Below are 22,504 nucleotides of genomic sequence, written 5' to 3' on the forward strand. Positions count from 1 at the left end.
ACATGAAAAAGGGAATGGTGCAGTTGAACTACGTCCAAAGGCTACAAATAATTCAACTGTTTAGTTACCCAGAACAAGACTTCGGCAAGTACACCAATTGCGCCTGCTTTTTCAGTCATTACCAATGCTGTTCCAGATGTACCAAAAGGAAGAACTTCCAAATCGGAAACGTCAGATAACTCGATCAGCACTGGGTAGCTAGAGATACCGGCCAGCTCTCGAATTGAAGGAAGCCCTGCGCGCAGATCGAGTGTCCCCTCGGCGGATCCCACCGGTAAAGCAACAATGATGCCAGAGAGCTCTGTGCCAGGCTGTGTCCGCAGTGCCAACCTAATCTCGTCTCCAATGTTTACGTTTTGGCGACTCGATTGTGGAAGGGAGGCTACAATTGCAAAATCCGACGGATCAATAAATGTTATCGCACCTTGAAGCGTAGTGGCGCGGTTTCCTGGTCTAAGTGTTACAGCAGAGACAACGCCATTTCCTGGTGAATGAACCTCTGTCTCTTCAAGACTCCATCTGGCCTGCTCGAGCGCCATTTCAGCTTCCACAACTGCGGCGTCTCGGCCATCAATCGTAGCGGAAATTCGACGCTCTATTCCCTTCTTGCGCGCTTCAGCTGCTCGGATATTCGCGGTCAATTGATCAATCGTAGCAACGGCTTCTTGGAGTTGAAAGGTTGTCGATGCGCCTCGCTCTTCCAATTGGACGATGTCGTCGCGCCTCTGTTGCCCAAAGAGCAGCTGGGCATTCAAAGACTCGATTTCAGCCTCGGCTGCAGCGAGATCAGTCAGTAACTGGTCAGCCGAGGACTTAGCGGTTTCAAGAGAGGCCTCGAGACGTGACACTTCAGCAGCAAAAACCTCAGGATCAATTTTGAAGAGTAGATCACCTTCATTAACGGATTGATTGGCCTCGACAGCCACCACGACAACAGTTCCGGATACGTTAGGTGCGATGTTTGTCTCAATTCCTTGAACTGAAACTGGCCCTGTCGGTGTTGTGTGGTTGAGAGCTCCCAAGACCACAAGGGCAATTACTGCAGCGCCACCATAGATAACTGTTTTCCAAAAAGCGTTCCACGGAAGCCATTTGAGTTTAGAAAAAACCAACCAAATCAAGCCGAAGTAAAGACTTAAGACGATGAGCATTAACCAACCTCCGGAACCAAGCCAATTCACTATAGCATCAAGGAAGCGAAAAAAATCTAGGGATAGGCCGTAGCCCGCTCGCAATACTATGCGATTTTCCGATGCCCACAGTCAGCTCGTCGTCCATACGGGTTAAGAATTTTGATAATCCGCTTTGGGCTCGAAGCAGTCGTTTGCTGCACTTTGCGCGAGCGTCTGTCATATTACGTCTTACCGGTCGTTCCGTCATACTCGAACCTGAGGCTTTGAAACGCAAGATTCTATGTTTATTGTGGTATATTTAGTGGTATGGGTGCTATGGATATTTTTTTATTAAAATTTAACAAACAATTACGAAAAATATATAGTTGCTCCTCGGTCCGCCATTGGTATCTGTGTCAGGCGAAACATAGTTCTGCCACCAGCGACAGAACCTTGCCATTTTCGCCTCACTTCCTTCATCCAGCACCTAGACCGATTTCATTGATCCCGATTTCCTTATGGGAAAATCAGGGCTGATTTGCAGATCAGACGCCGAAGGCGTTTATGCTTGCTGATCTGCCACGTGACGAACGCATACGGGCGCCAGGCCATGTTATTAGACAATAGGGGTGCGGCGCGCGGGCGCAGCCGAGGACACGGTGTCGTCAAATAGGGTTGCCCGAGGGGGAAGGCAGCACCTTGCCCCAGACGGTCAGGGTCGTTTGGTTTGTCCAAATCCCACTGATCCCAAAACCTGTGCGGCGGTGTGGGCTGCGCCGTAACTCTTTGCGCCGGAACACGTTGTTTTTTTAAAGAATGGGCAGGAAGCAGTCATAAAACTGCCAGTCACTCCTTACCGGATTCTCTACTGAAAAATTCCGTTCAAAACGAAATCCGCTGTGCTTGGGCTGCTTGCGAAAGGTAGGTCGTAAACAATCGCCAGGCGGCTGAGAGCTTTGACATCCACATCATGGGGCATCGGTGACAGTGGATCTATGAAGAAGAATAGGCCGTTGAGCTTACCCTCACAAATCATTGCACCAAGCTGCTGATCGCCCCCCAACGGACCGCTTTTGAGGGCGGTCAGTTGAAGCTCGGGCAGGGCTGCGTTTATACGCCCGCCAGTGGTACCTGTGGCAAAAAGGTTGGCTTGATGCAAAGTTTCGGAATGCCTTCTGGCCCATTCGACCATCAGGTCTTTCTTGGCGTCATGCGCAACCAATGCTAGTTGCAGCCGACTATCTGATGAACTGCTCGACATAATCCGCACCCAGGCCGACTTCCTCATAGTGCTTACGGCACATGTCGATTTTGGTGAAGACGTCCTCGTAACCCATGGTTTTGCCCCATGGGTCGACATAGAGCATTACTCCGTTCACCTGAAAGTATGTGATCATCTCATCCACATCATCGGGCACGACTAGCGTATGAGTTTCACCCGGCGGCTCATACACATAGCCGCCTTCTTGTGCGACCCAGTCATGTTCCAGATAGTGCCAGCGCCCCTTCAGAACAAACCCATGCACGGGTTGAGGGTGCCGATGCCGGGACAGGACACCTGATTTCCGGACGCGCAGAAGGTTCATCCAATAGCCTTGCGACCTGTTCAGGCACAGAGGCCGGAACGACACGTTCTCGGTTTGGGGAACCCAGATACGCTCATCCAATGCAATCGCGTCGGGGATCACGATCTCTTCCTGCGCCTCTTTGGGAAACGGCAGTTGATACGGCATTCTCGGATCGTCGTCGTTTTCTTGTAATGGCATTTTCTGCTCCTTTGTCACATCGCGGAATAACCGCCATCGACCGGGTAAACGGCTCCGGTTACAAATGCTGCCTCGTCTGACAGTAACCATGCGGCCAGCGCACCAACCTCCGCTGGCTTGCCCCAACGATCCAGCGGTGTGCGACCAAGGATCGGCTGGTTACGCGCTGGATCGGCGCGCAAGGCTTCGGTCATTTCGGTTTCGATCCATCCCGGTGCAACCGCATTGACGCGCACGCCATCCTCAGCCCATTTCCCGGCCAAAGCCTTGGTCAACTGGGCGACCCCGCCTTTGCTGGCAGAATAGGCCGGAACAAGTGGCCCACCAAAATAGCTTAGCATCGATGCGGTGTTCACGATGGCTCCGCCTGACGCGGCCAACAGAGGTTGCGCGGCCAGACAGCAGCGCATTGTGCCGGTCAGGTTGATGTCGATTACTGTCTCAAAAACATCGATCTCATATTCCGCGCCGCGCGCCAGAATACCTGCGCAATTGACCAGCCCGTCGAGGTGCTCAATCCCACCGAAAAATGCGGTAACGGCCGAAGTATCCCGCACATCCAATTGTGCGCAGACACCGTCAGGGTGCTGCGCAGCATAGGCCGAAACCTCGTCAGCCCCGACGCCGGTTGCTGTGATGCGCCATCCCTTGCGGCGAAGTTCCCCTGCGATACCAGCGCCAACGCCGCGGGTGCCGCCAATAACAACGGCGTGCTTCATGGGTCAGTCTCCTTCCGCAAGAAACACCTCGACCGCGTCTTTGCGAGGCATTGGGGCAACTGCACCGTACCCTTGGGTCGAAAGGGCGGCGGCGGCGTTGGCATAACGTGCGGCCTGAAACGGGTCATCGCCCAAAACAATACGAGACAGGAAGGCACCGTCAAATGTGTCGCCCGCAGCCGTGGCATCCACTGCTTCGACCCGGCGGCCTTTGACACGCTCACGCTTTTCAGGTGTCGCAACCAGGGTCCCTTCGGCCCCCAGCGTCAAAGCGACAATTTTTGCCCCGAGGTTCAAGTAGAAGTCTGCGATGGCATCTGGATCGGAAAGGCCTGTCAGTTGCTCTGCATCATCCAGACCGGGAAGGGCAATATCGCACTGTGACATGGCGGCATGTGTTACGGCGCGTGCGCGCGCGATCGGCCAGAGCTTCAGGCGCAGATTGGTGTCGTAGGACACGAGGCCCCCGGCATCCTTCACGATCTGTATTGCCCGGAATACAGCATCGGCCGCAATATCCGATATTGCCTGACTGATGCCCGAAACATGCAGGATTTTGGCCGATTGCAACGCGGCTACCGGCAGATCTTCTGGTCCCATCCGGCTGCTGGCAGAGCCTGCACGAAAATAGCTGAACTCGTGCCCGGTCGCGCCATGCGTCACGAAATAAACCCCGGTATGAGCGTCTGCGACCTGACGTACGGTCGAGGTGTCGATCCCCTCAGCCTTCCAAAGGTCCATGAAGGAATTGCCGAACGTATCCGCGCCGATATGCGTCACATAGCCGACGGATGCCCCCTGTCGCGCGGCTGCGATGGCGCAGTTCGAGGTGTCGCCGCCATGTCCAGGCAGGTAGTTCCCATCGGGCTGCTGGTTGAATTCCAGCATCGGTTCGCCAAGGCACAGAATATCGGGGGTCATTGCTGTCTCATTTCACGTAAAAGGGTCAGCCCGTTGGGGCTGACCAAGTTGTATGGGAGGATTATTCGGCCGTATAGCTTTGGCCGACACCCGGGATCTTCCAGATTCGGAAGTTCGGGATTTCGGGGTCTTCAAAATTCATGTCGCCATCGACCCAGATGTGCAGGTGGTTCGACACCACATACATCTCACCATCCGGCCCCCAGGCCAGCGTGTCGGGCCAGTTCATTTCCGGGTGGTGGACGAAACGGCTGACCTCGCGCGTGGATTCATCGAACTTCATGATCCCGTCCAGGGACAGCGCGGTCATGTAGATGTTGCCTGCGTTGTCTGCCGTCATCCCATCGGTGTTCGAGGGCAGCACTGCGGCAACCTCAACCGCGTTTTCGATGACCGTCTCATTGGTCTCGAAATCACGCAGGATTTCGGTCGGCAAACTATACAGGTGATTGCCGGTCAAATTGGTCCAGTAAAGCGTTTCCTTGTCGCCCGACAACGCGATGCCATCGGCACCGGTGCGCATGCCGCCATTCTTCAGTACCGGGCGGTCGTCGATGTTGAAGAAGAAATTAGGTTCATCATTGGTGAACCGGTGCTGATCCAGAATGCGGCGCACCGAGTTGGTGTTGCTGTCATAGACGATCAGGCCGCCATGCAGCGGGTCGCAGAAAATGCCGCTGTCCGCGATATAGGCAAAGCCGGTGTCGTTATCGACGGCCAGATCGTTCAGGAAAGAACACTGACGATCCGCTTCTTCCGCTGTGAAGACATAGCGCTGGATTTCCTTGTTCTCTTTCAGATCCCAAAGCACCAGCTTGGCGTCACCGTCTTCAAACGGAGGGCCGGCCACGTGGCCCTGATCCAGGATCCACATAACATCGTTGCGGTCGATCTCAAAACCCAGAACGGCCTTAAGGCCATCAGGGTTCGACATGCTGTTCATTTCCTCAGACGGAAACGCCTCCAGTTCCCACGTGTCGCCGTTCTTGGCCAGTTTCGAGACGGTCGAGGGGATCTCGGCCCCGCCCCAGCGCGCGGTGGACACATAGATGTTGCCCTGGCTGTCGACCTTGGCGCCCTGAACCAGCGCTTTACCGAAGATTTCGCTGCCTTCCCATGCGGATTTTGTCGCCTCGTCCTTGACGGCATAGGGCAGACTGTTCCATTCCGCTACTACCTCGGGCTCGATCGCAAGCGCCGGGGTGGCCAGAACGACGGTAAGGGCCACCGTGTTGAGCATTCGTTTCAGCATGTATTCCTCCCTTGCTGAGTTTTGGTGTTCCGCAGGCCGTTGCCGCGGCCTGCGGAACGTTTGGTTTAGATACGACCGTATTTCGCCAGACCTTCGCGCAGCGAGCCACTTTCGATAATCAGGCGGGCCTGTTCGGCTTCGCGCTCGTCGATCTCGCGCGCCATTTCCAGGATTGCCTCGGCATGGTCGCGCGGCACGGCCACCGCACCGTCAATATCGGCTACGATGATATCGCCGGGGTGCACGATGACTTCGCCCATCGCCACTTCGACATTCGAGGCCAGCGTCCGGATGCGGCCTAGCGTGGTGCCCGGGCTGACGCAGCGGGAATAGACCGGGAAGTCATAGTCACGTTTGATTTCGACCAGATCGCGGACACCGCCATCCAGAACCGCGCCTTCGTGCTTGTTGGCGACAGCGCCCGCAGTCATCAGACCACCCCACAGGGCAACGTCAGTGGTGCCGTTGGTCGAGATCACAATGACCGAACCAGCCTCGGACTCATCAATGGCGTCCAGCGCGTGCTGGGGTGGCATAAATTCATCAGTCGGACCTTCCAGTATGGTCACGGCAGGGCCAACGATTTTCTTTTCGTTGATGCGCGGCTTGATCGAGGCAGGCAGAAAGCCGGTTTTACCTGCGATCTTGTCAACCGCGTCTGCGACGGATGCGGTGGCCACTTTGCGAAACCCGGCAACGAGTTCTTGAGTGTTCATGAGTATTATCCTCTTGGGTAAGATAGTTAGAAGGCGGGGCGTCTCACCACGGGTTTTTCCAGCTTTTGGGCTGATCCCCGTTGAGAACGCGGGTGATTTCTTCGGCTGCATTTCGTTGCAGAACCGCGACTGAACGTTCCGAATACCAGGCGGCATGGTCGGACACGATGGTGTTGGCGCTGTGCAGCAGTGGATTATCCGGGGCGACCGGCTCGTGTTCGAACACGTCGATGCCTGCGCCAAATATGCGCCCGTGGTTTAGAGCGTCGGCCAGCGCCTCCTCATCGATCAGGCCCCCGCGCGATACATTGATCACGATCGAACTTGGCTTCATCAGCGCTATGTGTTCGGCATCCAGGATATGCCGCGTTTCAGGGGTAAGCGGTGCGTGCAGGCTGATCACGTCGGCTGCCATGCAAAGCTCGGTCAAACCGACCTTTTGCACAGCGGCAGCGGCTGCGGCCTCGTCGCTCATATACGGGTCAAAGACCAACACGGACGCAAACCCCAGCGCTCGAAATTTCTGGGCTGCCTGTAAACCGATCTTGCCACACCCGATCAGGCCAAGGGTGGCGTTTTCGCGGCTGGGGATCAGGGCTGCTTGGCCTATACCCCATTGGCCCTGTCGCACTTCAGCATCACGCGATGGGATACGCCGCTGAACCCCCAGGTAAAGCGCCAGCGCATGTTCGCTGACCTCAGTTTCGGCCCCATAATCGGGGACGTTCGCGACGTAAATGCCACGCGACTTCGCGTAGTCCAAGTCGATGTTATCGACGCCCACACCATAGCGGACGACGACTTTGAGATTTGGGCAGGCATCGATTACGGCTGCGTCCACGGCGCGTTCGCGAACGAGGATGGCAACCGGGTCCAACGCCTGCAAAGCTGGGACCGCCGCTGTTTCCGGCGTGACCGGTGCAATCTGAACATCTTGCTTAGCCAGCACCGAAGCCTCGGTGTCATAGGCGGCATAGCCTGGTTCAAGGATTGCGATGGTCTGGTTGGTCATGTGACGATCCCTCGGCATGGATTACTGTGCCTTGTAAGCTTCGACGGCTGCGTCGAGGCGGTTTGGCCAGTCCTCACCGATTTCGCTGACGATGTACTCACGCACAGCAGGCTGAGCGGCGGCGCGGAACATGGCCTTTTGCTCGGGGCTGACGGGAACAACTTCCATGCCTTTTTCGGACAGGATCGCAGTTGCGTTTGCGTCCTGCGCGGCGGTCATGCCGCGGTGGATCGTTTTCGAAATCTCGACGCACTGCTCGACAGCCTTCTTCTCGTCATCGGTCAGGCTTTCGAAAAACATGTCCGACATCAGATAGGCGTGCCAGCTAAACACATGTCCATCCAGAGACACGTATTTCTGATGCTGATAGAGCGAGGCGTTGACGATGTTCGTCACGCCGTTTTCCTGCCCGTCCACAACTCCTTGCTGCAGAGCGCCCGGCAGTTCCGGCCATGGCACTGGAGTTGCCGATGCGCCCAGGCTTTCGACCAGAGTCACCCAGACCGGCGCGGTCATTACGCGCATTTTCAAGCCTTCCATATCGGCAGGCTCGGCCACGGGTTTGACGTTATTAGTGAAGTTGCGCACGCCATTATCGGCCACACCAAAGCTGCGGATGCCGGTCTTTGCCAGCATATCGTCGGCCAGCGCGTCACCGAATTCGCCGTCCATCACTGCCCAGGCCATCGCCTGATCGTCGAACAGGTAGGGCATCGCCAGAACTGAGAAGGGTTTGTAGACCGCTGAGATCGGGCCGTCGTGGATCGCTGCCATCTGAACGGTGCCCAGCTGCAGACCTTCCATGATCTCGGACCCTCCGCCCAGCTGCGAGGCCGGGAAGATCTGAACGTCGATCGAGCCTGAGGTCTTGCCCTCGACGCAGGCTTCAAACGCCAGCGCCGCGGCGTGTTTGGGCGAGCTCAGGTCAGCGGCCTGAAAATGCGCGTATTTCAGCTCTTTGGCCGAAGCCGCACTGGCGGCGGTCATTGCAACAACGGCTGTTGCCGTCATCAGTTTCGACATGGTTTTCATGAGGTTCCTCCCTTTCATGTCAGTTCGCAAATCCAAAGAAGTTGGGGATTAAGGTGCTGACACCCGGCACGAGAATGACCAGAAGCAGCACCACGAGCTCAGCCAGCAGCAGCGGCAAAACCGCTTTTGACAGGCGTTCGATTTTCAGTTGTCCGACGGTGGCGATCACGAACAGTACTGGACCAACCGGAGGGGTGATCATTCCGATGGTGAGGTTCAGCACTAGCATCATCCCGAATTGCAGCGGGTCGATCCCCGCAGAATAAGCGATAGGGCCGAGGATCGGCGTCAGGATGATTAACGCGGGCAGCGTGTCGATGAAGAAGCCGCAGATCAGTGCGAATGCCGCAAGAATGAACAGAATGCCCAGACGGTTGTCGGTGATCTGGGTGATCAGTTTGGCCAGTTCCTGCGGGATTTGCAGATAGGTCAGCAGCCAGGCAAAGATCGACGCCATCGCCACGATCAGGAAGACCGACGACGTCACCACCGCGGCCCGCACAAACGCGGCGTACAGAGCGCGGACCGTGAAAGCGCGCAGGATGAAGCCAAGAAACAGAGCGTAGGCAGAGGCCACCGCGCCCGCCTCGGTCGGGGTGAACACACCGAACAGGATGCCGCCCAGAATGATTGCTGGCATGATCAGGGCTGGAATGGCCGCCAGAGTTGCGCTGCGCAATTCAACCATGGTGGCGCGATGTTCGCGCCCGCGGTAGCCGTTGCGGGTGGACACGATATGGTTCGCGATGGCCAGCGCAACGCCCAGCAGAACCCCAGGCACAATTCCAGCCAAAAACAGTCCCGCGACCGTCACTCCATTTGTAGAGATCGCAAAAATAACAGCCAGAATGGACGGTGGGATGATCGGACCGATGGTGGCTGTCGCGGCGGACAAGGCACCGGCATAGTTCTTCTCATATCCAGCTTCACGCATCATCCTCATGACGATGGCAGAAGGCCCTGCGGCATCCGCGAGGGCAGAACCGCTGATCCCCGCGAACAGCATCGACACAAGGATGTTCACATGCCCCAGCCCACCACGTACGTGCCCAACCAGAGCGTTGGCAAAGCGCAACAAAGCGTTTGTTAGCCCGCAGGCCGTCATCAGCTCAGACGCGAGAATGAAGAACGGTACCGCCATCAGCGGGAAGCTGTCGATCCCGGCGAACATGCGTTGGGTTGCGACCAGTGGGTTCAACGAACCGTCGATAAAAATCGCCGACAGGCCGGCGATCCCCATCGTGAAGGCTACGGGAGCACCCAGAAACAGCGTCGCGAAGAACAAGATGATCAGGGTTTTTGCCACGGCTCAGACCTCCGCCTCGTCGCCGTCGGGGTTGGGGCCATGTTCAAAATCCTGATTGACGAAGCGTTTGGCGAAGAAGGCCAGTTGGATCAGAAACAGCGCGCAACCAATCGGGATGGCCAGATACGGAATGCCGCGCGAGATACCGGTGGACATAGTTTCCTTGTTCCAACCGAATTCGACGAACTGGATGCCCAGCCGCAGCATCGTTGCCATGAACCCAAACATCACAATGACGATGCCCCAGCGCAAAAGGCGGGCCAACGCATCCGGCAGCAAGTCCGGAATTGTGGTGATTGCCACCAGCCGGCCCTCGCGCAAAGCAAGACCAGCACCACAAAACGCACCAAGGATCATCAGGTGGCGGGCGACCTCTTCAACCCAGGCAAAAGATGCGCCGAAACCGTAGCGCCCAACCACGTTGGCAAAGACGATTGCGAAAACCGTAGCCAGGGCCACGGCGACCAGCGCCCGGTTCAGTGCAACAATCCATGTCTCCAACCTTTGCAAAGACGCCCCTCCCGATGCCGTCTCTTTATGAGAATCAAAACTGGCATACAGTATGCTAATATGTCAACACTAACACATTGTATGCCAGATACATCACTGCTACTGTCGAACTGAGGAGAGCGACATGAGCCCATTCAACAGACCGAAATCATTGACGGAATTGGTGACCGAAAACCTGCGCGAGCGGATTGTCAAAGGCGAGTTCGAACTGGGTGAGCAACTGTCTGAGGCTCGAATCGCCAAGAATCTTGAGGTCAGCCGCACCCCTGTTCGTGAGGCAATCAATCGACTTGAAATGGAAGGGCTGCTCGTCGTCGAACCACAACGTGGGTCTTTCGTGTTCAACTTGGAGCCCGACGAATTGGCAAAGCTCTGCGACGCGCGTGTCTGCCTTGAGACAACCGCTTTAACTTCGGCCATGCAAGCAAACCCACAAGAGCTTCAAGCCGCACTTGCCGAATGCATCGATCGGATGAAGGCGGCGCGAGAGGCGGCGAACGATGCAGAGTACCTGTATCAGGATACTCTTTTCCATCAGTGCCTATTTGATTGTGCGGATAATCGGTTTCTGAATGACGCGTACCAGACGATTGCTCTTAAAATGGCGGCATTGCGCAGCCGGTTGGGACACCACCCGGATCATATGGCTAAGTCCTATCGCGAGCACATTGAGTTGCTTCAGTGCGTCGAGAATGGCGATGTTTCAAAAGCGTTGGACGTACTGAAACTCCACATAGACAGGAAAGAGGGGTCCTATTGGAGTGACGCAACTAATGTGGAAAGTCAGACCCAGCAGGTGAATTGAGCGGTTCCGTCTCCTGCATAAAACCAAACACGTTGTCTGCAAGTCAGATAACTGCGAAAACTGGCCAAGGTCAGTGCGGTAAACAGAAGTTGCCACTGAGGTATGCAGACATCTGACATTCCGAGTCGTTGCTTAACAGCGAAGGGAATGGGCATCCTTCGGCCGTTGGGTCGATATCATTGGGGCGTTTTCATGCAGAACCGGACGATAAGCCCGAAGCAGTTTTCGCAGAACATCATGCCCTTATGTATCCACAGGCAAACGCGCATGGGGTTCAGCACTTGCGGGCGGCACGTTGCGTGATTGCATGATTTGCAAGGAGGTATTTTCGTCACTCCTGTCGGGATACGCTCGAGTTGGCGATGGTATGATTAGTCTGATGTCGTTGTTCTCGCGCTGAACCCGGCGAAGTTTGAATGCTTTGTATGATCCGGATTTGGTGTGTTCCTTGACCCGCAACAATTCCACGACTTGCCACAGTTCTCGGTCCTTGATCTTTGTGCTGCTTTTGCAACGCGCTGAGGACGCTCGGATCGTCAACGTGTCGTCTGCTGTAGGGCCCCGGCCAGCACGCCCGGCTATGGTATCTCCAAAGCGGCGCTGAATGCTGAGACTATCAAAACCGCTGCCGCGTCGAAACCTCATGGTATTCTCGTCAACGCCGTATCCCCCGGCTGGGTCGCCACGGATATGGGCGGTCACCGCCCTTTTTCTGAGGGGACGAAAGGTACAGCCTGGGCAGCGAATTTGCCCAAAGGCGGCGCGACGGGAGGGTTCTTTCGCGACGGAGTCCCAATTGATTGGTAGGTTCAGCCGCGTGCCATGAAGTCAATCAGCTTCCTGACCCGCGCTGGCAAAAGGCGGTGGCTGGGATAGACGGCGAACATGTTCCGAGTCAAAGGTAGGGTGTCTGTGACCTGCAACTGCTGCAGGTCTCCGTCCACCATATCCAATGGCAGCATTGCGACACCCAGATTACGGCGGGCGGCCAGCGCAATGACATCAAGGTCGGATAAGCTGTGTGCGGTGTGCTTTGGGTGCAGTGTTTCCCCGCTCTCAAGCACCCAGGGCTGACCAGCTGCAAGCGCGGGCAAAACAAGAAGATCAGGTCTGGATATCGGCCTATCCAACCCATGCTCGTGGATGAAACCCAAACCGGCGCAAAAGCAGTAAGGGATCGACCATAGCCGTTTCGCGACAAGGCTGGAATCTGTCAGCGGGCCGACCCGAAAGGCCAGATCAATATTGTCGCGAAAGAAATCCATCATGAGATTTGTTGTCGTCAATTCGAGTTCCACACCTGGATTCTGTTGCGCAAAATCCAGCAAGCGCGGGCCGATGTTTGTCCGAGCAGCAAGCGGTGGTGCCGTAACTCGGATTCTGTGACGTTTGGTATCGTCGGCAAAGCCCACAACACCTTGAAGCGCCTCGACCGGGCCCTGACAAATGCCCAGAAGACGGCGACCCTCTTCTGTCAGGCGAACCTGTCGGGTTGTCCGCTCGAACAGTTTAGTGCCCAGGTAGTCTTCCAACTCTGCGATCCTGCGGCTGACCCGGCTAAGCGGTATCCCCAAACGGTCCGCGGCCTTGGAAAAGCTGAGATGGTCGGCGACTACAGTGAACAGGGCAAGGTCGTTATAGATCATTATCCTATTTTTGGGATTATAAGTTCCAATATCAACTATTATCATTGAATTTGCGGACCTCTACCTTCTGCGCAACAGAAGGAGACAGATGATGCCTTTCGCAGTTGAAATCACCCAGACCGGCAAGCCGGATGTTTTACGCAAAACCAGCCGTACGACCCCAACCCCAAATGCTGGGGAAGTCCTGATCCGGAACAAAGCCGGGGCGGTCAACTTTATCGACACCATCATCCGTTGCGGCGAGATGCCTGAGGGGATGATGCCTGATCTGCCGCATGTCCCTGGGGTCGAAGGGGCCGGAGTTGTAGAGGCGCTGGGTGAGGCGGTGCAAGGCTTCTCTGTTGGGGACCGAGTGGCATGGATGGGACCGATTGGAGCCGGTGGATATGGGACGCATTCGGTGATCGCTGCGCCCTGCATCACACGGTTGGCCGACGCCGTGGATTTCGAAACCGCAGCCGCAATCCCCGTCAACGGGATGACTGCTTATCACATGCTGGTCAATCTGGGAGGCGCGACGGCTGGTAATTCCGTTCTTGTTCATGCGGCAGCCGGAGGTGTCGGCACCATGGCGCTGCATATCGCGAAACACCTGGGCATGACGGTGATTGCCTCGACCAGCACCAACAAGGCTGGATATGCCAAAGAGCAAGGCGCTGATCACGTTATCGACTATCGCACCGAAGATGTCACCCAGCGGGTGATGGAAATTACCGAAGGATGCGGCGTGGACCTGACGTTGAACCCGATTTCCGGTGGAACCCTGAAATCAGACCTCGACGTTCTGGCACCTCTGGGCACCGCAGTTCTGTTTGGGTTCCTTGCCGGTCCGCCCGCAGGCAGTTTTGCCGAGGACTTGGCGAAGCACTTTCAGAAATCCGTCTCGGTTCGGGTCAGCGACATATACACATATTTCGGTAACCGACCCGATCAGTTCAACGCGGACATGGCCACAGTATTTGATCTGCTTGAAACGGGTGTTCTGCGTCCGCAGGTCGCGACCCTGTCCATTGATCAAGCTGCCGAGGCGCATCGTCGTCTGGAAGCCGGCGAAACCACGGGCAAATTGGTGCTGAGCATCGACTGACCGACCCAACAATGAGAGGAGACATAGCAATGAGTACGGTTTTCGAAACCGAGCTGAAAAGCAAGCATATCGTCATCGTCGGTGGTAGCAGCGGCATCGGGAAGGCTACCGCAAAGATGGCTGCGGCCCTTGGCGCGAAGGTTACGATTGCCAGCCGAAGCGTTGCCAAGTTGCAGGCCGCCGCAGTCGAAATCGGGAACGGAGCGCAGATCGCGCCAGTTGATACGACCGACGAGGCGGGCGTCACCTCCTGGGCCAGAGGGCTGGGGCCGGTGGATCATTTGGTGATCTCTGCTTCAAGTGCTGCGCATGGGGCGTTCACCGAGCTGCCCACAGACGATCTGCGCACCATGTTCGAGGCCAAGTTTATCGGCCCCTATATGGCTGCGCGCGAAGTGTTACCCGCGTTGGTCAAAGGTGGGTCCGTTACGTTCTTTTCCGGTGTGCTCAGCCGCCGCCCGTCTACCGGCGCGACAGGTCTTGGTGCTGTAAATGCCGCGGTCGAGGCACTGGCCAAGGGGCTGGCGCTTGAACTGTCTGGACGGGCGCGTGTGAACTGCATCAGTCCCGGCATGGTCGCCACGGAAGCCTATGCTGTGATGCCGGACGAGGCACGAGACGATATGTATGCTAAAGTCGGCGCCAGCTTGCCCGTCGGACGCGTCGGAGTGGCGGAAGAGGTTGCGCAAGCCGTTATCCTGGCGATGACAAATGGCTTCCTGACCGGCACCGTCCTGGACATAGACGGTGGTCATCTGGTCCGCGGCTAGAACCTGCAACGAGCCGTTTTTGGAGTACATCACGCCAAAAAACAGCCCCTGTAACATGCGCCAATCTGCGAAACCCATAAGCCAATGCCTCAAAACAATGTCCGCGATGCCTAATGCAAGTGCAGCATTACAATGCTCGATTGAATGCCCGGGTTGGGCCGTCCTCGTCCAAGCGGAATATGTCTGAGCCCCAAAGGTTATAATGTGTCCAGGGTCTGCTTCGAGCCCGACTGAGTTGCAACGTGTTTTTTACACTTGAGTTCAGCTGGGCAAACCGGCCGCATGCAGACCAGCAGCAAGGCGTCCGAAATCATCTGGTCGCCGCCACATGGTCTGGAATCCACGAGCGAGGGCAGAAACGGTTTCTTCATTTACTTGGATGTCTCGGCTCATGAGTTCGTCGCGACGTTCGGTTGTGAAGTCAAGTAGGGCTGCCTCGGCTTCGACCTGGCGACCAAGCTTCGCGAAGGAGGCAGCCACGAAAGCCGTCGCCAAGGAATTGAGCCGGGCCTCTCCCATCAGTAACCCGAGAGCTGCTTCAAAGTCTTCACAGAAGAATTGTATCTGTCCCATTATCCAGTCGATAGCCGGGGGGTGCAGAGGATCCATCTGCATTGCCTCAGAAACGACGTCTCGCGCCTTCTCATGCCTTCCAAGCAAAAGAAACGCGTATCCGCACCAAGCCATGGACTCCGCCTCGGTTTCGATCAAAGACAGCGTTTTTTCAAATTGGGTTTCAGCCTCCGTCCAAAGGCCGGCGCACAAATAGGCGAAACCGAGTTGGTCCTGGATGTAGACATCCTGGTTATCCAACGCCGCTCCCTTTCGAGCGATATGCAATGCATGGTCTGCCGCGTCAGAGTCCGCCAATCCCAGCCAAAGATCTATGACATATGTATCTGAGAGGTACATGAATGACCTCGCGATTGACGGATCGAGAGCGACGGCCCGTTCCAGCAGGGCCCGAGCTTTTGCAGTATCGCGTGCATTCAGGCCGTCGCGAAGGGCTTTGCCCTTCAGCATCAGCTCGTAAGCCTTCATTTCATTTTCCGGTTTTCTGGTTGAACGATCGGCTACATCGTGCTGGACGCGCCCGGGAAGGACCGCCACGATGCTTCGTGTCACATCGTCTTGAACCTCCAGAACGTCCTCCAATTCATGATCATATCGATCCGACCATAATTGTGATCCGGAATTAGCGTCGGAAAGCTGTACCGAAATCCTGACGCGGCTCCCTGCCTTCCGTACACTGCCCTGCACAAGATAATCCGCACCCAAAGCTTCCGCGGTTTCAGCCGGATTGGCCTCTTGGCTTCTAAAACGAAAGGAGGCGTTTCTTGAGACCAACTGGAGAGTGCGAAAACGCGACAAGCCGGTGATGATGTCTTCTGCTATGCCATCGCTAAAAAAAATCTGTTCTGGATCGTTGCTCATATTGTGGAACGGCAAAACAGCGATTGTCGGTTTTAGTTTTGCCTCCGAATGCGGCCGTTGGTTGTGGTACCTATCCGATCCGCCAAATCGCCATGCGTGTACGGGCTCGGCAACGTTCTTGACATTGAAAGTCCCCGCGTCTTCCCAAGAGATTGTCAGACGATTGCCTGCGGCGCGATACACTGCGTCAGACACAAGCACGCCACCGGGTGGAGCGAGTTGTTCCAGACGTGAAGCCAAATTCACACCTGAGCCGAACACGTCTCCATCGCGCAAAATTATATCACCTAGATTGATGCCTATGCGGAAGCAAAGTGGATCACTGCCGTCTGGCGATGCTTTTTGCCAATCAAGCGCGCAAGAAACGGCATCTGAGGCGCTTTCGAATTGAGCCAAAAGGCCATCCCCAAGCAATTTTATGACTTTGCCGCGATTCCGTTCAACAAGCGGGATGACAAATTCAGTCATGTGGGCTGACAGAGTTTCAAGCGTGCCGGTTTCGTCCCGCTCCATTCGGGCTGCATAGCCGACCATATCGGCCACCAGTATAACCGCCAGCTTTCTCTCCACGTTTTCCCTCCCATCTACTGAATACCTTTTGCGAGGCTATACGACCACCAGTAACTGAACCACTCAATCCGACCGTCGTCAGCAATACCTGCCTTTACTGAGTTCTCTGGTGTCCAATCTTGCGCTCGTAGCGATTGTCGGCAACACGGGCGGCAAACACAGCAACGCGTAGGGACGGGGAATATCTCTTTTGGGCCGCCCCTCTCAGACGGCCCCACGTCCTAGATTTCAATGGCTTCGGTGATAGCCAGGGCATTCTCAAGTTCCACACCAAGGTATCGGACGGTGCTGTCCATCTTGGTGTAGCCAAGAAGGAGCCGAACAGTTCGACGGTTTCCGGCCTTCGTGTAAATCTGAGTGACTTTGGTTCTCCTCATTGGATGGGCGCCGTAGGCGCTCGCCTCGAGACTGAACGATGTCACCGAGTCGCGGACGAACCTTGCATGTTGGCGTGTCGAGATGTGCAGGCGATGAAGCCAATTTTCCGATTGATCCGCATATTCCAGCATTCAAACTTGTCAGATAAGCCGGTCTGAATTGTATTGCCCATGCGGGCGAGTTGGCAGGAGCAGACAGCGTCGTAGAGACAATTGAAAAGCTGAACCCGCAGAGGATCGGTCATGGTGTTCGATCCATCGAAGACCCCAATCTGGTTGAACGATCGGCCAAAACTTGGACGCATCTTGAAGTCTGTCCGACCTGAAACGTTCAAACGGGCACTTTTCAGCCATTACCCGGCACAGTTTGGCACCGTTGAGGGTGGTAGCGGTTGATCTGGGCCTCAATACGGACCTTCCATCGCCATCACTTTCTGCGGCTGATGCTCCAGTGTGTTTAAACCATGAAGATCGCCAGCAACGATCTGCAGAGGGGTGACCAGAACGGCCATCCACTTTGCCATCGAGAACATGCGGGTGACCTCGGCCGCGCGATTACCACTTAGCAGGTGCCATGCTGCAACCCCGGCCACCATGAAAGAAGTGGTGAGTTAAAACAGGCAATCCATCTATTCGATCGAAAAGCAAAAGCTTGGAGCAAAGAGCCTTGTGCTCGGTTCAACTGGTGCTTCCCGCAACCAGCCTCACTTGGGAGTTTCGCCGAAGTAACCTCCAAAAAATGCAATCATTACCACCAACACACTCAACAACACCACAATCACCCAAAGCGCTCCGCTACCTCTGGCGAAGTATCCCAACGAGATTAGACCAACCACGAAGATGCCAACTAAGAAGTACAGTACCGTATTGTCCAATTTACTCCCCCCAGAAATTAATACCTAAACTCAAAAGCCGCCTGCTTTGCAAAGGCGATCTAAAGACCGTTTGAAAGGCGATATCAAACGGCTTTCGGTGAATGTCGAATGCCACTCAGCGTGGCGAACAAAACCGGGACCAATATCATTGTGAGCATCGTGCCCACCGTTAGCCCGCCCATGATCGTAACGGCAAGACCCACCCAGAACACGTCTGGCAGCAGCGGTATCACACCCAGAACTGTCGTGGCCGCGGCCAGTACCACGGGGCGAAGCCGTGAGGCCCCTGCATTCAAAACCGCGTCATAGCCCGGCTGACCTTCGGCCAAGTTATCGTTGATCTGGTCGATCAGAACGATTGCGTTTTTGATCATCATGCCCGCAAGGCTCATGCCCCCCAGCAGTGCCACGAACCCAAATGGTGTATTCGTGAGGAGCAAGCTCGGAACAATGCCTATCAGCACAAAAGGCACGGTCAGGAAAATGACCAGCGGTCTGCGGTATGAGTTGAACAGCCCGACGACGATAAGCGCCATGATCGAAAATGCGGGTATCATTCCCGGAATCAAGGACGCTTGTGCAGACACAGTGTCTTCGTATTCCCCGCCCCATTCCATGCTATAGCCCGGCGGCAACTCAGCCTCCAAAGCGTCAAAATCAGCGAGAACCGCAGCGCGATAGCTGGGCAGAGTGACACTGTCGATCGGATTGGCTTGCACCGTCAGAACACGGCGCCGGTCGCGACGATTGATCGTCGGGTCTTCGGGCTGGATATTCACGCCGCGTACGACCTGCGCCAATGGGACAGGCTCAACAGAAAACGGTGACTGCAGTTGCAGCAGTTCAAAGTTATCCACGGCAGCCACGTCGTCCGCGCCCGGTCGAACAATGATGGGCAGCAACTCGTCACCTTCGCGGTAGAGGCCGACTGAGCGTCCGTCGAATGCACGCTTTGTCGTATTCCCAAGATCTTCATAGGTGATACCGGTCCATCGTGCCCGGTCCTGATCATAGTCGGGGACTGTTTTCAGGACACGGTTGCGCCAATCGGTGCGCGCCACCTTCGTCCATTGATGTTGATCCAATATCGCGACGGCTCTGTCGCCAATTTCGCGTAAAGTCTCGGGATCGGCATCCGCTGGGCCGATGATGCGGTTTTCGAAAGCCCAAGTATTGCTGGGTCCCACACCGAATTGACGTGTGAAGGAGGTCGCCTCGGGCATATTGGCTGCAATCCAAAGCGAGATCTCTTTGGTCATCTCTGGAATGTCGCGATAATCCTCGACGTTCACGATGACTTGCGCGTAGGACGGGTTTGTTCCTTCAGGGTCGACCGGCAAGTAGAAACGCGGCGGGCCAGCGCCGATAAAGCTTGCGATACCGGTTACGCGATCATCCATTTCCACCTGCGCTTCGATCCGCGTGATGGCCTCGGATACTGCTTCGATCCGAGTTCCTTCTGGGGCGTAATAGTCGATCATGTACTTGGTCATCGAAGAGGTCGGGAAGAACAACTGTGTAACGGTTCCAAAACCGATCCCGGCAATAACCAGTGCAGCGACGGCCACTCCGATCGTCAGATAGCGAACCCGGATCGCAGCGGCCAGAAAGCGGCGGTAAACGGCGTATAGACCGGTGTCAAAGGTCTCTTTGGCTCCACCCTTTGGGTCCGGCAGCATGGCAACACACTGTAAAGGCGTGACTGTCATCGACAACAACCAACTGACCAACAGCGCGATTCCGACAACCGAAAACAGCGTCCGGCAGTATTCTCCTGCGCTCTCAACTGACGCAAAGATCGGGTAGAACGCCATAACTGCAACGAATGTTGCCCCAAGCAGAGACATAGCGGGGCGCGTGGCAGCATCGATAGCGGCTTTCGCCCGGTCCATTCCCTGTGACATTCGAACCATGGCGCCATCTGCAACCACGATCGAGTTATCGACCATCATACCAAGCGCAATGATCAACGCGCCCAAGGACATGCGTTGAAGATCTATTCCTAGCATCGCGAGCGGGATAAAGGTGGCAAGTATCGTCAGGATCAATCCGCTACCTATTATGATCCCCATGCGAACACCCATCGCCAGGGTCAAAACGACCAGAACAATCGCGACAGCTTGTCCAAGGCTGACTAAGAAGCTGCTGACTGCCAGATTCACGTCGTCAGATTGCCAATGAACCCGTTCGACCTCGATGCCTACCGGCAGGCCTGCGATCAGTTCCGTTACTCTGGCGTCTACGGCCTCACCAACGCTGACAACGTTGACACCAGACTGGAAGGATATCGCCAAACCAATAGACGGAAGGCCGTTATAACGCATCATGGTCGTCGGTGGATCAGCATAGCCTTCCTGGACCTCAACGATTTCACCAAGCCTTAGTAACTCTGGTCCACGGCGCTGGCCGCTTTGAGCTTGGTCCAGACCGCTTGGCCGAACAACCAAATCAGCGATGTCTTTCGGGCTGGTGAATGTGCCGCTTGGCGCAATGCGCATGCGATAGTCGCCGATATTTACGCGGCCTGCATCCACAATCGCGTTTTGGGTTTGCAAGGTATTGAGGATGGTCTGAGCCGAAACACCCAATGCTGCCAAGGCTTCTTCCCGTGTCTCCAAATAGATGACCCTATCGCGATCCCCCCAAAGATCGACTCGGCCGACGCCGTCGATCAACGAAAGCTCTCGTTTGAAGTCTTCGGCAAAATCGTCAAGCTCGCGGGCGGAGAAGCCATCAGACGTCATCGCCAGAAGTAGACCGAAAACATCACCGAAATCATCATTGATCGCAGGACGACCAGCGCCTGGTGGAAGGTCTGTTTCAACGTCTCTGACTTTGCGACGCAACGTGTCCCAGATCTGCGGTAGTTGATCCGACCAATAGTTCGGGCGGATCTCGACTATGATTGTCGACACACCCGCTCTGCTTTCGCTCGAGATGTAGTCAATCTCTTTGATCTCTTGGAGTTTTAGTTCGATCCGTTCGGTAACCTCCTGCTCAACTTCGGCCGGGCTGGCACCGGGATAGAGGGTGGTCACAACAGCAGTCTTGATTGTGAATTCGGGGTCTTCCAACTGCCCAAGGCTAAAGAATGCTGAAATGCCGCCCAACGTGAGCATGACGACAGTGAACCAAACAAATTTGGCGTTGCGGATCGAAAAAGCCGCCAAACCCATTAGTCCGTGTCCTCAGAAAGCAGCGAAACTTTCTGACCTTCTCGCAGAGAGTTTGCCCCGGCAGTGACAACCACGTCACCAAATTCCAGCCCCTCGCTAACGGCCACCCCTTGCGACCGTGGAGTGCCAAGCGAAACCTTCCTTGCCGTTACAGTTTCTGAGCCGGTATCAAATACCCAGACATGCGGATCGGTTTCCCCTTCAGGCACGAAAACCGCGCTGGCAGGAACCATGATCGCATCGAATGGTTCGTGCCCTTCCTTTGGTTTTCCGCGAACGCGTCCTGCCATACCCGGAAGAACAAGTGCGTCTTCGGGCTGCTCCATTATCAATGTGACAGGGAATGTTCGTGTCGTCGCCGAAGCCTCTGATCCAATCTCACTAATTTCTGCGGGTAGAACAACGTCCCCCAAAGCGTCAAAAGTGACGGTTATGTCTTCAATGTGCGGGATAAGGGCAATGTATCGTTCGGGGATATCGATCACCACTTCGATGTGCTCGGCATCCAGAATGCGCAGCACTGGAGTTTGTGCTGCGACTTCTTCAAAATCTTCAATGTATTTGGCGACAACACGACCATCGAACGGTGCGGCCAAGCTCGTATAGGTTAAATCCAAAGTCGCTCTGTCCAGTGCGCCTTGAACAGAATTGATTGCTGCCTGAGCCGACGTTTCGCCTGCAACAAACCGGTCGAGTGTCGCCTGAGCGGCAACATCTTTTTCAACCAACGATCGCTGCCGATCTGTTTGCAATTTGGCGTTTTCGAACGTCGCCTGCGCGCTCTCAAGCTCAGCAGTAAGCCGATCGACTTCAGCCTGGTAGGGGGCCGGATCCAAGGCCGCGACAACAGCACCTTTCGTCACAAGGTCACCAACCTGAACGTCGACGCCAACAACATTGCCCGGCACGCGAAAGGCCAATGATACTTCGCGTGCAGCTCTGGCCGTTCCCACAAAGTAACGATCATGCAAACTCGAAAGGTCAGAAATCTCAGTTGCTCTGACAGGTCGGATTGTTGTTTCGGTCGCTTCTTCTTCCTTCTCCCAGCAGCCGGTAAGCAACACGAAAGCAAAAAGCCAAACAGATAGTTTCCTCATATCCCCCTCCCGTACGACCCGCATTTCTCTCTTCGTCTCTGTGAAGGTGGCTCAACTTGCGGATTTTGCGTCTAAAGCTGTTGAAATTGTACGCGCTTATTTAACAAAGTCAAAAATCCGAATTTATTTACTGCGAAGAAGAGAATTCTGAGAAAACCTATTCAGGCGACCAAAATTTTAGGCTGACAACTTCGCAACACGACGTCGTCTTGATGCTGCCGTTTGTCTTATCGATCGTGCAGAAGGCTGTTTTTTTGAAATTGGAGAAGCTGCGCCGGAAGACAAATACCCAGAGATTACTGTGTGTCAGAACACAGCCAA

20 protein-coding genes and 2 pseudogenes are annotated in these 22,504 nt (G+C 55.4%); 5 read left to right on the forward strand and 17 right to left on the reverse strand.

Annotated elements, in window-relative coordinates; genetic code table 11:
• Positions 1–41: 41 nt before the first annotated feature.
• From GS630_RS17200 to GS630_RS17250, 11 genes are all read right to left on the reverse strand, one after another.
• Positions 42–1,151: an HlyD family secretion protein gene (locus GS630_RS17200; RefSeq protein ID WP_171619929.1), complete on the reverse strand. Its 1,110-nt coding sequence runs from the start codon at positions 1,149–1,151 to the stop codon at positions 42–44.
• A gap of 826 nt (positions 1,152–1,977) precedes the next feature.
• Positions 1,978–2,373, reverse strand: a complete 396-nt coding sequence (locus GS630_RS17205) for a methylglyoxal synthase (protein WP_171238445.1) — start codon at positions 2,371–2,373, stop codon at positions 1,978–1,980.
• A complete protein-coding gene (locus tag GS630_RS17210; protein ID WP_171238444.1) occupies positions 2,351–2,878 on the reverse strand; it encodes a 2,4'-dihydroxyacetophenone dioxygenase family protein in 528 nt (175 codons plus the stop codon). Before GS630_RS17210 ends, GS630_RS17205 begins: the two co-directional genes overlap by 23 nt.
• 14 nt (positions 2,879–2,892) lie before the next feature.
• Complete coding sequence (locus tag GS630_RS17215) at positions 2,893–3,597, reverse strand: SDR family NAD(P)-dependent oxidoreductase (protein WP_171619927.1); 705 nt, start codon at positions 3,595–3,597, stop codon at positions 2,893–2,895.
• A gap of 3 nt (positions 3,598–3,600) precedes the next feature.
• Positions 3,601–4,518, reverse strand: coding sequence for a sugar kinase (locus tag GS630_RS17220; protein WP_171235910.1), 918 nt, complete (start codon positions 4,516–4,518; stop codon positions 3,601–3,603).
• 61 nt (positions 4,519–4,579) lie between these two features.
• Positions 4,580–5,770, reverse strand: coding sequence for an L-dopachrome tautomerase-related protein (locus tag GS630_RS17225; protein ID WP_171619925.1), 1,191 nt, complete (start codon positions 5,768–5,770; stop codon positions 4,580–4,582).
• 65 nt (positions 5,771–5,835) lie between these two features.
• Positions 5,836–6,486 carry an RraA family protein gene (locus GS630_RS17230; RefSeq protein ID WP_171235912.1) on the reverse strand — a complete coding sequence of 217 codons (651 nt, stop codon included), beginning with the start codon at positions 6,484–6,486 and terminating at the stop codon, positions 5,836–5,838.
• A 43-nt stretch (positions 6,487–6,529) separates the two neighbouring features.
• Positions 6,530–7,498, reverse strand: a complete 969-nt coding sequence (locus tag GS630_RS17235; protein ID WP_171235913.1) for a C-terminal binding protein — start codon at positions 7,496–7,498, stop codon at positions 6,530–6,532.
• Between the two features lie 21 nt (positions 7,499–7,519).
• Entirely contained in the window at positions 7,520–8,530 is a 1,011-nt protein-coding gene (locus GS630_RS17240; protein ID WP_209509718.1) for a DctP family TRAP transporter solute-binding subunit, read from the reverse strand.
• A gap of 19 nt (positions 8,531–8,549) precedes the next feature.
• Positions 8,550–9,836: a TRAP transporter large permease subunit gene (locus GS630_RS17245; RefSeq protein ID WP_171619923.1), complete on the reverse strand. Its 1,287-nt coding sequence runs from the start codon at positions 9,834–9,836 to the stop codon at positions 8,550–8,552.
• A 3-nt stretch (positions 9,837–9,839) separates the two neighbouring features.
• Positions 9,840–10,346 carry a TRAP transporter small permease gene (locus GS630_RS17250; protein ID WP_171235915.1) on the reverse strand — a complete coding sequence of 169 codons (507 nt, stop codon included), beginning with the start codon at positions 10,344–10,346 and terminating at the stop codon, positions 9,840–9,842.
• Positions 10,347–10,470: 124 nt separating this feature from the next.
• Here GS630_RS17250 and GS630_RS17255 point away from each other — a divergent pair, with 124 nt between their 5' ends.
• Together GS630_RS17255 and GS630_RS22655 are read left to right on the forward strand one after the other, a co-directional pair.
• Complete coding sequence (locus tag GS630_RS17255) at positions 10,471–11,151, forward strand: GntR family transcriptional regulator (RefSeq protein WP_171619921.1); 681 nt, start codon at positions 10,471–10,473, stop codon at positions 11,149–11,151.
• Positions 11,152–11,766: 615 nt separating this feature from the next.
• Entirely contained in the window at positions 11,767–11,958 is a 192-nt protein-coding gene (locus tag GS630_RS22655) for a hypothetical protein (RefSeq protein WP_371811587.1), read from the forward strand.
• Positions 11,959–11,960: 2 nt separating this feature from the next.
• On the opposite strand, the gene GS630_RS17265 is transcribed toward GS630_RS22655, so the two are convergent.
• Positions 11,961–12,797 (reverse strand): LysR family transcriptional regulator, encoded by an 837-nt coding sequence (locus tag GS630_RS17265; protein ID WP_171619919.1) that lies wholly within the window; start codon positions 12,795–12,797, stop codon positions 11,961–11,963.
• Between the two features lie 91 nt (positions 12,798–12,888).
• Between GS630_RS17265 and GS630_RS17270 the strand changes: the two genes are divergently transcribed.
• Positions 12,889–13,884 carry a zinc-binding dehydrogenase gene (locus tag GS630_RS17270; protein ID WP_171619917.1) on the forward strand — a complete coding sequence of 332 codons (996 nt, stop codon included), beginning with the start codon at positions 12,889–12,891 and terminating at the stop codon, positions 13,882–13,884.
• Positions 13,885–13,913: 29 nt separating this feature from the next.
• Entirely contained in the window at positions 13,914–14,654 is a 741-nt protein-coding gene (locus GS630_RS17275) for an SDR family oxidoreductase (protein ID WP_171619915.1), read from the forward strand.
• A gap of 261 nt (positions 14,655–14,915) precedes the next feature.
• Here the strand turns inward: GS630_RS17275 and GS630_RS17280 are convergent, their stop codons facing one another.
• On the reverse strand, positions 14,916–16,658 hold the full coding sequence (locus tag GS630_RS17280) for an adenylate/guanylate cyclase domain-containing protein (RefSeq protein WP_171619913.1): 1,743 nt from the start codon (positions 16,656–16,658) through the stop codon (positions 14,916–14,918).
• Between the two features lie 221 nt (positions 16,659–16,879).
• Positions 16,880–17,128: pseudogene (locus GS630_RS17285) on the reverse strand (integrase); the annotation flags it as partial.
• A 71-nt stretch (positions 17,129–17,199) separates the two neighbouring features.
• Here GS630_RS17285 and GS630_RS22660 point away from each other — a divergent pair.
• Entirely contained in the window at positions 17,200–17,361 is a 162-nt protein-coding gene (locus GS630_RS22660) for a hypothetical protein (protein ID WP_371810072.1), read from the forward strand.
• A gap of 81 nt (positions 17,362–17,442) precedes the next feature.
• On the opposite strand, the pseudogene GS630_RS17295 reads toward GS630_RS22660, so the two are convergent.
• The 3 genes and pseudogenes from GS630_RS17295 to GS630_RS17305 form a co-directional block, all read right to left on the reverse strand.
• Positions 17,443–17,646 (reverse strand): annotated as a pseudogene (locus GS630_RS17295) (cytochrome ubiquinol oxidase subunit I); the annotation flags it as partial.
• Between the two features lie 347 nt (positions 17,647–17,993).
• Complete coding sequence (locus GS630_RS17300; RefSeq protein WP_171619911.1) at positions 17,994–21,086, reverse strand: efflux RND transporter permease subunit; 3,093 nt, start codon at positions 21,084–21,086, stop codon at positions 17,994–17,996.
• Positions 21,086–22,183, reverse strand: a complete 1,098-nt coding sequence (locus tag GS630_RS17305) for an efflux RND transporter periplasmic adaptor subunit (RefSeq protein WP_171181793.1) — start codon at positions 22,181–22,183, stop codon at positions 21,086–21,088. Before GS630_RS17305 ends, GS630_RS17300 begins: the two co-directional genes overlap by 1 nt.
• Positions 22,184–22,504 lie beyond the last annotated feature (321 nt).

Origin of the sequence: Ruegeria sp. HKCCD7303 (assembly GCF_013111185.1) — a bacterium.
In the GTDB taxonomy this organism is placed as follows: Bacteria; Pseudomonadota; Alphaproteobacteria; order Rhodobacterales; family Rhodobacteraceae; genus Ruegeria.